Origin of the sequence: Shewanella gaetbuli, assembly GCF_023284065.1 — a bacterium.
Classification (GTDB): Bacteria; Pseudomonadota; Gammaproteobacteria; order Enterobacterales; family Shewanellaceae; genus Shewanella; species Shewanella gaetbuli.
In genome coordinates this window covers 59,075-71,260 of the sequence record NZ_JAKIKP010000004.1, presented here as the reverse complement: position 1 = coordinate 71,260, position 12,186 = coordinate 59,075, and the positions used below count along the sequence as shown (strand labels likewise).

Annotated in this window: 8 protein-coding genes; 5 read left to right on the top strand and 3 right to left on the bottom strand. The window is 39.6% G+C overall.

The genetic code is table 11. The features are described 5' to 3' along the window. Nucleotides 1–52: 52 nt before the first annotated feature. On the bottom strand, nucleotides 53–1,147 hold the full coding sequence (gene serC / locus L2672_RS07210) for a 3-phosphoserine/phosphohydroxythreonine transaminase (protein ID WP_248995162.1): 1,095 nt from the start codon (nucleotides 1,145–1,147) through the stop codon (nucleotides 53–55). Between the two features lie 304 nt (nucleotides 1,148–1,451). Then, the gene (gyrA, locus tag L2672_RS07205) at nucleotides 1,452–4,163 is read right to left on the bottom strand and encodes a DNA gyrase subunit A (RefSeq protein ID WP_248995161.1); all 2,712 of its coding nucleotides are present in this window, start codon (nucleotides 4,161–4,163) and stop codon (nucleotides 1,452–1,454) included. Nucleotides 4,164–4,537: 374 nt separating this feature from the next. On the opposite strand from gyrA, the gene ubiG reads away from it, so the two are divergent. From ubiG to yfaE, 5 genes are all read left to right on the top strand, one after another. Then, nucleotides 4,538–5,260, top strand: coding sequence for a bifunctional 2-polyprenyl-6-hydroxyphenol methylase/3-demethylubiquinol 3-O-methyltransferase UbiG (gene ubiG / locus L2672_RS07200; RefSeq protein WP_248995160.1), 723 nt, complete (start codon nucleotides 4,538–4,540; stop codon nucleotides 5,258–5,260). Between the two features lie 5 nt (nucleotides 5,261–5,265). Further along, a complete protein-coding gene (locus tag L2672_RS07195) occupies nucleotides 5,266–5,952 on the top strand; it encodes an HAD family hydrolase (RefSeq protein ID WP_248995159.1) in 687 nt (228 codons plus the stop codon). A gap of 483 nt (nucleotides 5,953–6,435) precedes the next feature. Beyond that, nucleotides 6,436–8,724 (top strand): class 1a ribonucleoside-diphosphate reductase subunit alpha, encoded by a 2,289-nt coding sequence (gene nrdA, locus L2672_RS07190; RefSeq protein ID WP_248995158.1) that lies wholly within the window; start codon nucleotides 6,436–6,438, stop codon nucleotides 8,722–8,724. A 55-nt stretch (nucleotides 8,725–8,779) separates the two neighbouring features. Beyond that, nucleotides 8,780–9,910: a class Ia ribonucleoside-diphosphate reductase subunit beta gene (gene nrdB / locus L2672_RS07185; RefSeq protein WP_248995157.1), complete on the top strand. Its 1,131-nt coding sequence runs from the start codon at nucleotides 8,780–8,782 to the stop codon at nucleotides 9,908–9,910. After that, nucleotides 9,885–10,265: a class I ribonucleotide reductase maintenance protein YfaE gene (yfaE, locus tag L2672_RS07180; protein ID WP_420833137.1), complete on the top strand. Its 381-nt coding sequence runs from the start codon at nucleotides 9,885–9,887 to the stop codon at nucleotides 10,263–10,265. The genes nrdB and yfaE overlap by 26 nt, the downstream gene beginning before the upstream one ends. 187 nt (nucleotides 10,266–10,452) lie before the next feature. Here the strand turns inward: yfaE and L2672_RS07175 are convergent, their stop codons facing one another. Next, nucleotides 10,453–12,003 carry an AbgT family transporter gene (locus L2672_RS07175; protein ID WP_248995155.1) on the bottom strand — a complete coding sequence of 517 codons (1,551 nt, stop codon included), beginning with the start codon at nucleotides 12,001–12,003 and terminating at the stop codon, nucleotides 10,453–10,455. Nucleotides 12,004–12,186 lie beyond the last annotated feature (183 nt).

The following is a 12,186-nucleotide window of genomic DNA, read 5'->3' as shown; positions in this document are numbered from 1 at the left end:
TTTATCGCATCCAATTATTTTAGGCGAACCTATGAATCAATATAATTGATGGCTATTTACTGTGCTTATTAGCAAATGCCTGCATAAATTCAACTAATTTCTGCACACCCGCTAAAGGCATTGCATTATAAATACTGGCACGCATCCCGCCTACAATACGGTGACCTTTCAATGCCACTAAACCGGCCGCTTGAGCTTCTGCTAAAAATTGCTCATCTAAATTATTATCGACTAGTTGAAAAGTGACATTCATTCGTGAACGGTTTTGTACTGCTACGCCATTTTTATAAAACGGCAATTCATCAATACATTGATACAATAAATTGGCTTTGTCTGAGTTTAACTTCTCCATTGCACCAACACCACCAACACTTTTCAACCACTCAAACACTTCAGCCGCTAAATACCAGGCAAAAGTTGGCGGTGTATTGAACATTGAATCATTATCTTTAGTGATGGTGTAATCCATAATTGACGACTGCACCAGGCTTGGTAAGTTAAGCATATCGTCACGAACAATCACGATAGATAACCCTGAAGGGCCTATATTCTTTTGCGCACCGGCATAAATTAAGCCAAATTTACTGACATCTATTTCATGAGACATAATGGTTGATGACAGGTCAGCAACAACTGGCCACGGGCTCTCGATGGTATCAAAAATCTCAATACCATCAACGGTTTCATTGGCACAATAATGAACATAACGATAATCGCCATCTACAGAATGAAGGTCAGGTAATTTAACCTGATGTAAGCCCTCTACCGTTTCAACTATATTAATTTCATCAATACTGTCTTCACCTGCAATTCGCTTAGCTTCTTTAATAGCTGAACTAGACCACTGCCCAGAGGTCAAATATAACGCTCTGCCGTTATCACCTAGAAAGTTGGTTACTACATTGGTAAATTGAGCTCGACCACCGCCATGCATAAACAGCACATGATAATTAGCTGGAATATTCATTAACTCACGTAGCGTTTTTTCTGCTTGGGTTGTTAATGCAATAAACTCTTTACTACGGTGACTGATTTCCATTACAGACACCCCTAACCCATTCCAATCAATTAATTCTTTTTGGGCTTTTTGCATAACAGCCTGCGGCAGCATAGCGGGACCTGCACAGAAATTATATTTAGCGCTCACAACTCACTCCTTCACATCATTAAATCAATTATATTAATTTGGTTACGGATTAGCCCGTATCTGCGAACAATGCCAACATAACGTTGCTTAGATGATTTATTTTATTGTGCTAGTCGGCAAAATCATCACTGCAAAAGTTGATCAGAATAATTGAAAAAAAAGCAGAATACTGGAATTCGATATATGTTAATACTAAGGACTTTGACTGCAATTGAATAGCGTTAACTATATCGATTTTGATGAAATATTTTCCTAAAAACAAAACGGGCGCCATATAGGCGCCCGTTTACACAAAAATGATTAATTATTCTTGTTCATCTGCATCAGTTTCATCAACATCCGCTTGTGAGTCAGAGATAATTTCACTTGCTTCAGCACCTTCGCTAACCGGTGCAATTGGATTACCTTGTTCATCCAGTTCTTCGTCTACTTGTATTTCATCAATACGCTGTAAACCAACAACTTTTTCATCATCACCTGTACGGATGATAGTCACACCTTGGGTGTTACGACCAATAATTGATACGCCTTCTGCAGGAGTTCGTACTAATGTACCTTTATCGCTGATCAACATGATTTCATCATTTTGACCCACTTGTACTGCACCAACCACTGAGCCATTACGCTCGCTGACTTTAATTGATACAACACCTTTAGTACCCCGACTCTTCGCAGGGTATTCGGCTAATTCAGTACGTTTACCATAACCATTTTCAGTTACGGTTAACACTGGACCATCACCTTTAGGCACAATCAGTGATACCACTTTTTGACCATCTTCAAGCTTAATGCCACGAACACCAGTTGCTGTACGGCCCATGGCACGTAATGCAATGATTTCTTCACCGGTTTCTGGATCTATTTTTGCTTCACCAGTTTCAGAATCTCGGGCTTTCTCATTGAAGCGAACCACCTTACCTTCGTTAGAGAACAACATAATGTCGTTGCTACCGTCGGTAATGTCTACGCCAATTAGCTGATCGCCATCTTTTAGGTTAACTGCAATAATTCCGTTTGCACGAGGATTACTGTATGCCGTAAGTGCGGTTTTCTTAACAGTACCATCAGCCGTAGCCATAATAATGTACTTGTCTTCAGCGTATTCTCTAACCGGTAAGATAGCCGTAATACGTTCACCATCAGAAAGAGGCAATAAGTTGATAATTGGTCGTCCACGAGCAGTACGACTTGCTAGCGGTAATTGATACACTTTCAACCAGTACATTTTGCCAAAATCAGAGAAACATAAAATGGTATCGTGAGTATTAGCAACCAGTAACTTTTCAACAAAGTCTTCGTCTTTAACTTTAGTTGCCGCCTTACCTTTACCACCACGACGCTGCGCTTGGTAATCAGATAGCGGTTGATACTTGGCATAACCTAGGTGAGACAAGGTTACAACAACATCTTCTTCATTGATTAAGTCTTCAAGACTCATATCAATTTCATTAGCATTAATGACCGTACGACGCTCGTCACCATATTGCTCAAGAATCTCTTCTAATTCTTCTTTGATCACTTCCATCAATCTTGCTGGGCTGCTTAAAATAAGCAATAAACCGGCAATAAGAATCAATAATTCTTCATACTCACCTAAGATTTTTTCATGCTCTAGGCCAGTTAAACGGTGTAAACGTAATTCAAGAATTGCTTGAGCTTGTTGTTCTGTAAGATAGTAAAGACCATCACGGATACCAAACTCTGGTTCTAACCATTCTGGACGAGCCGCATCATCACCCGCTTTTTCAAGCATGCCTTGAACATTACCTAACGCCCAACCTTGTGCAACCAGTTTCGTTTTCGCTTCACCAGGTGTAGGGGAGGCTTTAATTAACGCAATAATTGGGTCAATGTTAGCAAGGGCAATAGCTAAAGCTTCAAGAATGTGTGCTCTTTCGCGAGCTTTGCGCAATTCAAATACGGTACGACGAGTCACCACTTCACGACGATGAAGAATAAAGCACTCTAACATCTCTTTTAGATTAAATAGTTTTGGCTGACCATTGGTTAGCGCCACCATATTAATACCAAAAGAACATTGCATTTGAGTTTGAGCATAAAGATTGTTAAGCACAACCTCACCCACTTCACCGCGTTTGATTTCAATTACAATACGCATACCATCTTTGTCAGACTCGTCACGTAAGCCACTGATACCTTCAATACGCTTGTCTTTAACTAGCTCAGCAATTTTCTCAATCAACTTCGCTTTGTTAACTTGATATGGGATTTCGTGAACAATAATACGCTCACGACCATTATCTTCAGTTTCAATTTCAGCTTTGGCCCGCATGATTGCGCGGCCACGACCTGTGTTGTAAGCATCAATAATACCTTTACGGCCGTTAATAGATGCTGCTGTTGGAAAGTCAGGTCCTGGAATATATTCCATTAACTGTTCAATGGATAAGCTTGGCTCTTCAATTAATGCTAAACAGCCTTTTACCACTTCAGATAAATTATGCGGAGGTATGTTAGTTGCCATACCGACGGCAATACCTGATGAACCGTTGATTAATAAATTAGGTACTCGTGTCGGTAAAACCGCAGGGATGTGCTCAGTGCCGTCATAGTTAGGTACAAAGTCGACAGTTTCTTTTTCTAAGTCAGCCAATAAAGAATGGGCTAACTTTTCCATACGGATTTCGGTATAACGCATTGCAGCGGCTGAGTCACCATCGACAGAACCAAAGTTACCCTGACCGTCTACTAAGGTGTAACGTAACGAGAAAGGCTGCGCCATACGTACAATAGTGTCATATACAGCGGTATCACCATGAGGGTGATATTTACCGATAACATCACCGACAACACGAGCGGATTTTTTATAAGGTTTGTTCCAGTCGTTTTTTAGTTCGCTCATCGCAAATAATACGCGACGGTGTACCGGTTTTAAGCCGTCACGAACGTCAGGCAATGCACGACCTACAATTACACTCATTGCGTAATCTAGGTACGAATTTTTTAGTTCGTCTTCAATATTAATTGGCGAAATAGATGAAGCCAGATCAGTCATAAACTGCGCGTTCCCCTGAAATTTAGCAGACAAATTTTATTCCATAATTTTGTCTAGCTTTAAAACGTGATTTGGCATTCTAACACAGATAATTTTTGTCGCTAGAGCAAACATAAATCAATTTAGATATATCGATAAAAAAAATACTAACTCGTTAATTTTTAACCGACTTAGCGATATTGTGGCTTTTAAATATTAACCTTATCACTCTTTATGACTCATGCTTTAACTTACTGCTATTATAGATTGTGCAAATATCCAGCAAACCTGAAGCGTTTTTATCAATATCCTGATCTGTACAACACAATAGCGCTATTAAAATCATCCACTATGGATATAATGTGCTTAAAAGAAATCATGTAATTAGGTACATCATGTCTGATCAAACAACAACGCACAATAACGTAGACTTGCAAGAGATAGCTAAATTTGAAGCTATGGCGCAAACATGGTGGGATCCCAACGGTGAATTTAAACCGTTACATCAACTCAACCCGCTCCGTTTAAACTATATCGACCAAAAAGCTAACGGCATTTTTGGTAAAAAAGTCCTCGATGTAGGTTGTGGTGGCGGTATTTTGTCTGAAAGCATGGCTAAAATTGGCGCAATTGTTGATGGGTTAGATATGGGGGACGAACCACTAGAAGTGGCAAGACTGCATGCGTTGGAAGCCGGTGTGCAAGTCAATTATTTAAAGAATACCGCAGAACAACATCGCGAAACTCACCGCAATGCTTACGATGTTGTCACCTGCATGGAAATGTTAGAGCATGTTCCTGACCCGCTTTCTGTTATTCAAGCCTGTTGTGACATGGTCAAACCCGGTGGATATGTGTTTATGTCGACCATTAACCGTAACTTAATGTCGTATTTACAGACGATTGTTGGGGCTGAATATTTATTAAAAATGTTACCAGTAGGCACTCATGAACATAAAAAGTTTATCAAACCGTCAGAGCTGTTAGCACTGGTTGATCACACTGACTTACTTTGTATAGATGCATTAGGTATCCGCTACAACCCATTATCTGGCGTATTCAATTACACCCCATCTGTGGATGTAAATTATATGATAGCAACCCAAAAGGTTGATTAGTTAACATGGCACATACACAAGAGTACCGCGAGAATATTCACGGTGTATTATTTGATTTAGACGGTACTCTTGCTGACACCGCACCGGATCTGGTTTGCGCTCTCAATTTAAGCCTTGCAGAATCCGGTCATCCGCAATGTCATTTACATGAGGTTAAACATGCCGCCACCCACGGCAGCTTAGCATTAGTTCAAACCGCCTTGCCGAATGAACCTTTAGAGATTCAGCAAGCGATACAACAGCAACTATTACAGCACTATCATCGTATTAATGGTGACAACAGTGAACTATTCGAGCACTTAGCTGAATTACTAGACTACCTTGACGAAAAACACATTCCTTATGGAATCGTCACCAACAAGCATGCTCGATTCGCCAGACCGTTAATCAACAAACTGTCTCTCACGGGGCGTATGAAAGCCATTATCAGTGGTGATAGTACCCTTCATCCAAAGCCACATGCCGCACCAATGTTGTTAGCTGCCCAGCAATTACATGTTGAACCCAATAATATTTTATATTTAGGTGATGCTGAACGAGACTTAGTTGCCGCACAAAATGCCAATATGATCGGCGGAGCGGCTCATTGGGGCTATTTGTCTGACACAGATCAACCTCATAATTGGCCTGCTCAACTTCACTTTAAATCGAGCCAATGTTTATTGCGGTATTTTGTAAATGAAGCGAAGTAAAAAGGCCTACTTACTCTTAGATAAAAGATCAAACAAAAACTGCCCTAAATAATTTGATCGGCGATAATTTTAGCGATCAAATTTTTTCACCAAAACGAACAATTAATCAACTACAGCCAAAAAACCTATATAAATTTGGGCTCTAGGGTTAGCTTTTACTAACACGTCCCGTTATCCTCAACTTATCCACAAGATGTTAATAAAATTGAGACTTGCAAATCACTTCCAACCTCACTATCTTGTATCTTAGATTTTAAATAACACCATATCTTGTGTGTTAAATGCAATCATCGCCACTAATGAGCCAAAGTTATTTTGCTGATTACTGCGGGCTTTAACCGTAAGTAAACAAACTTTTAACATCAATAATAACGTTGTTTTAGCTCCGAATGATTGTTTTTACAAAGGAACGTAACGTGATAATAACGGTGCAAGATGCACATACATTATTGCCATAACCGATATAATCAAGGCCTCTCTTCAATGAATAGCAATATGACAGTCACTAAACGTAGTGGCGAACGTGAAATTATCGATTTAGACAAAATTCATCGCGTAATCACTTGGGCAGCTAAGGGATTAAAAAACGTTTCAGTATCTGAAGTTGAACTAAGATCGCATTTACAGTTTTTCGATGGTATTCCCACTGAAGCTATTCATGAAACTATTATTAAAGCCGCAGCGGATTTGATCTCGCCAGAATCACCTGATTACCAATTCTTAGCGGCTCGTTTAGCGATATTCCACTTACGTAAAAAAGCCTTTGGTCAATTTGAACCACCAAAGTTATATGATCATGTTACTCGCCTAGTTGAGTTAGGTAAGTACGATATGCATATTTTAGCTGACTATAGTCGCGAAGAGCTCGACACGTTAGACAGCTACATTGATCACTGGCGTGATATGAACTTCTCTTATGCTGCGGTTAAGCAATTAGAAGGCAAGTACTTAGTACAGAATCGTGTAACCCACGAAGTTTATGAGAGCGCTCAGTTTTTATATATTTTAGTGGCTGCGTGTTTATTTTCTAAATATCCAAAAGAAACACGCTTGCAGTACATCAAAGACTTTTATGATGCCACTTCAAGCTTCAAAATTTCATTACCCACACCAATTATGGCCGGTGTTCGTACCCCGACCCGCCAATTCAGTTCATGTGTATTAATCGAATGTGATGACAGCTTAGATTCAATCAACGCGACTGCATCTTCAATCGTTAAATATGTTAGCCAACGTGCTGGTATTGGTATTAATGCGGGTCGCATTCGCGCTTTAGGTAGCCCTATTAGAGGTGGTGAAGCTTTCCATACCGGTTGCTTACCTTTTTATAAGTATTTCCAAACAGCGGTTAAGTCTTGTTCTCAAGGCGGTGTGCGTGGTGGCGCGGCGACCCTATTCTATCCGCTTTGGCATTTAGAAGTTGAGTCATTACTCGTCCTTAAAAACAACCGTGGTGTTGATGACAACCGTGTTCGTCATCTAGATTACGGCGTACAATTAAATAAATTAATGTATCAGCGCTTGATTAAGGGTCAAAACATTAGTTTATTTAGCCCATCAGACGTACCTGGGCTGTATGATGCATTTTTTGAAGACCAAGCCGAGTTTGAGCGTTTATATCTTCAATATGAAGCTGATGCGTCCATTCGCAAGAAGCAAATTAAAGCCGTTGAGTTATTTTCATTAATGATGCAAGAACGTGCATCTACTGGTCGAATTTATATTCAAAATGTCGACCACTGTAATACTCACAGCCCATTTGACTCAAAGGTTGCGCCAATTAAGCAATCTAACCTGTGTCTTGAAATTGCACTACCAACTAAGCCGTTAACTAATATTGATGATCCCAATGGTGAAATTGCACTGTGTACATTGTCGGCTTTAAACCTAGGCGCAATTAAAGATTTATCTGAGCTTGAGCCACTAGCTGATTTAGCCGTGCGTGCCTTAGATAATCTGCTTGATTATCAAGACTACCCTATTGTTTCAGCCAAATTAGGCTCAATGAATCGTCGGACTTTAGGTATCGGCGTGATCAACTTTGCCAACTACTTAGCGAAAAATGGTAAACGTTATTCAGATGGTTCAGCCAACAACCTTACTCATAAGACATTCGAAGCCATTCAGTTCTATTTATTGAAAGCTTCAATGAATTTGGCCAAAGAGCAAGGTGCATGTCCATTATTTAATGAGACCACCTACTCGCAAGGCATTTTACCAATTGATACTTATAAGCGTGATTTAGATAAAATTTGTGATGAGCCGTTACACTTAGATTGGGAAACATTACGTACCGATATCCAACAACACGGATTACGTAACTCGACTCTGTCTGCTTTAATGCCATCAGAAACATCATCGCAAATTTCTAACGCGACCAATGGCATTGAGCCTCCTCGCGGTTTAATTAGCGTTAAAGCCAGTAAAGATGGCCAATTAAAGCAAGTCGTGCCTGACTTTGAAGAATTAAAAGATCAATATGAATTGCTTTGGAACATGCCAAACAACGAAGGTTACTTACAATTAGTCGGCATTATGCAAAAGTTTGTCGACCAAGCAATTTCAGCTAACACTAATTACGACCCAACTAAGTTTGAAAGTCGTAAAGTGCCGATGCAGACCTTATTAAAAGATCTATTGAACGCCTATAAAATGGGGGTGAAAACCCTCTACTATCACAACACTCGTGATGGTGCATCTGACAAGCATGATGATATAACGGCTATCGAAAAAGAAGATGACAGCTGTGCTGGCGGCGCGTGTAAAATATAACTAATTTAAGGACTAAATGTAGGGGCTAGTCCCCTACTTTTTTGGGAATAAAACCATGGCTTATTCAACTTTCTGTCAAACCTCAAATGATGCAACTAAAGAACCAATGTTTTTTGGTCAATCGGTAAACGTGGCACGATACGATCAACAAAAATATGAAATTTTTGAAAAGTTAATCGAAAAACAATTGTCTTTCTTCTGGCGTCCAGAGGAAGTCGATGTCAGTCGTGACAAAATCGATTTTGCAAGTTTGCCAGAACATGAAAAGCATATTTTTCTGTCTAATTTAAAATATCAAACATTGCTTGATTCCATTCAAGGTCGTTCACCAAATGTAGCACTATTACCGTTAGTCTCACTTCCTGAACTAGAAACTTGGATTGAAACTTGGTCGTTCTCTGAAACCATTCATTCAAGATCTTATACTCATATCATCCGTAATATCGTTAATGACCCATCAGTGGTTTTTGATGACATTGTAGAAAACGAAGAAATTTTAAAGCGTGCGACAGATATTGCTAAATATTATGATGATCTGATTTTATTGACTCAAGTGCATAACTTACACGGTGATGGCACACATGTTGTTAATGGACAAGAAGTCACCGTTAGCCAACGTATTTTAAAGAAAAGTCTTTATTTGTGCATGATGTCGGTTAATGCACTAGAAGCGATTCGTTTCTATGTCAGCTTTGCATGTTCGTTTGCCTTTGCTGAGCGACGTTTAATGGAAGGTAACGCGAAAATCATTCGTCTTATCGCACGCGATGAAGCACTGCATTTAAACAGTACCCAACATATCTTAAATCTTATGCAAGGTGGTAAGGACGATCCAGAAATGGAAGAAATTGCTATCGAGTGTTACTCAGAAGCTTATGACCTATTCGTCAAAGCAGCTGAGCAAGAGAAACAATGGGCTAAATATTTGTTCAAAGACGGTTCGATGATCGGCTTGAATGAACAGATTTTATGTCAATATGTTGAATACATTACTAACCAACGCATGAAAGCGGTTAACTTGCCTTTACCATACGAAGAGCAAACTAACCCGCTACCGTGGATGAAAAACTGGTTAGAAAGTGATTCAGTTCAAGTTGCTCCTCAAGAAGTAGAAGTCTCTTCTTATCTTGTTGGTCAAATTGATTCAGCCGTTGACGGCGATGAGTTTGCAGATTTTGACTTATAAACATTTTTTTATCAAAGCGCCCATAGTCAGCTTATCGGGCCAGCCAAGTATATTATTTGACGGCAAGCAAGCTAATTTGCTTGAGGCGCTTGAGTACAAAAAAGTTAAAGTGTTTTCTGAGTGCCGCAATGGTTTTTGCGGCGCTTGTAAAACCAAAATCATTTCCGGTAAAGTGTCTTACTTAACCGAGCCTCTGGTTGAACTTGAGCAAGACGAATGTTTGCCTTGTTGTTGTATACCACAAACCGATGTTGATCTTGAATTAGCCCCCATCAGCAACTCAATTCATCGTGTAAAAAACGACAGTTCATCAACGTCACCAAGCACAACTCACCTTTATCCAGAAAAAGTTTAACCCACAACAGTTTTCCCCTATTCCACTAACAAACGACTGCTAGCGTATTACATCCATTTTATATTGCATGTAACTATGAACAGATACCTAAATTGCTAGCCAAGCACACTCATGCATTTTAGACATAAAAAAAGCAGTGAGTTATCACTGCTTTAATTTAAATAAAAGTCATTTAGCTAGGTACCAATTAACCGTAAGTATAACTCGCGCCTAAACCTAGTGGTAAACCTACAGACCAATATACCAGTAACCAAGTTGTCCAAATGGATAATAACGCTAAGCTAAACGGTAACATCATTGAAATTAAGGTGCCTATACCAATGTTTTTCACATAACGTTGGCAATACACAACAACTAATGGGAAATAAGGCATTAATGGCGTAATGATATTCGAGCTTGAGTCACCAATTCGGTAAGCCGCTTGTGATAAATCAGGACTAATATTCAATTGCATTAACATCGGCACTAACACAGGGCCAATTAGCGCCCATTTCGCCGAAGAAGACCCGACAAACAAATTAACAAAGCCGACCAAGAAAATCATTCCTACTACAGTCACTTCGGCAGATAAGTTCAATGCTTTTAGACCGCCCGCGCCTTCAACGGCAATTAATGCACCAAGGTTAGATGCTGAAAATGCAGCAACAAACTGAGCACAGAAAAAAGCCATTACAATATAATGCGACATACCCGCCATCGACTTAGACATGGCTTGAACCACATCAGCCGATGTTTTAAAGGCACCGGTCATGTAGCCATAAACAATGCCGGGTAACATGAAAAAGATAAAAATTAACGGTACGATTGATTGCATTAATGGCGCACTAAAACTGGTTAACGAGCCATTGGCATCACGTAAAGTTGAAGTTTCAGGGACGGTTAACGAGAAAAAACCAACCACTGCAGCAAGCATCACTAAAGACGCTACTTTGAAAGCTTTCATCTCTTGTGGTGTTGCCTCCTCCATTGCTGGCAGGTCGACTTCATCTTTATTGACTTTATGTGACTTATTCAGCCTTGGCTCTAAAACTTTATCGGTTAAATACCAAATAACCAAAGTAATTGGGATACATGAAGATGCGGCAAAAAACCAGTTATTTAAAGGGTTTACTTGAATATCTGGATCAACAATTTGTGCGGCAGATTGGGTAAAACTTTGCAATAACGGGTCAATACCTGAAGGAATAAAGTTAGCACAAAAACCACCTGAAACACCGGCAAATGCGGCTGCAATACCTGCTAAAGGATGGCGACCTACTGTAAAGAAAATCACCCCAGCAAGCGGAATAACTACAACATAACCGGCATCAGTAGCGGTGTGAGAAATAATACCGACCACCACTACTGCTGGCGTCAGTAGTTTTGCTGGAGTAACTTTAAGCATTTGTTTTAAAGCCGTATTAATAAAGCCAGAATGCTCGGCAATACCAACACCTAGCATGGCCACTAACACCACACCTAATGGTGCAAACATGGTGAATGTTTTCACCATATCGGTTAAGAACTGGGTTAACGCTGTTGCGCTCAATAAGTTATTGACTACGATAGGGCTATCTGTTCTTGGATCGATTGCATCAAAGCTCACACTCGATAGAAAAGCTGAAATAACCCAAACGGCAAACATTAACATTAAAAATAACATTGCTGGATCAGGTAGTTTATTGCCTACTCTTTCAATTTTATCTAACACTCTTCCTAGCAGACCTGATTGTTCTGCTGTTTCATTATTTGTTGTCATATCTTCCTACCAAAAATTGAGCAGATTAATCATCATTAGTCTGCTCATTTTGTTTTATTTAGTTTTTAGTGGTCAATCATAAGTAAAGAATCTTTAGCGAATCTTAAAGCAGTGCTAAAGCTGGTTGAAAAAGCCCCACTTAATAAGTAATTTAACGTGATCACTTTTTAAAATGGGATCTTT

Excerpts from the sequence above, each read along its gene's own strand:
- gyrA (WP_248995161.1), bottom strand. The coding sequence starts at position 4,163 with ATGACTGATCTGGCTTCATCTATTTCGCCAATTAATATTGAAGACGAA.
- L2672_RS07195 (WP_248995159.1), top strand. The coding sequence starts at position 5,266 with ATGGCACATACACAAGAGTACCGCGAGAATATTCACGGTGTATTATTT.
- ubiG (WP_248995160.1), top strand. The coding sequence starts at position 4,538 with ATGTCTGATCAAACAACAACGCACAATAACGTAGACTTGCAAGAGATA.
- yfaE (WP_420833137.1), top strand. The coding sequence starts at position 9,885 with ATGAGTTTGCAGATTTTGACTTATAAACATTTTTTTATCAAAGCGCCC.
- L2672_RS07175 (WP_248995155.1), bottom strand. The coding sequence starts at position 12,003 with ATGACAACAAATAATGAAACAGCAGAACAATCAGGTCTGCTAGGAAGA.
- nrdA (WP_248995158.1), top strand. The coding sequence starts at position 6,436 with ATGAATAGCAATATGACAGTCACTAAACGTAGTGGCGAACGTGAAATT.
- nrdB (WP_248995157.1), top strand. The coding sequence starts at position 8,780 with ATGGCTTATTCAACTTTCTGTCAAACCTCAAATGATGCAACTAAAGAA.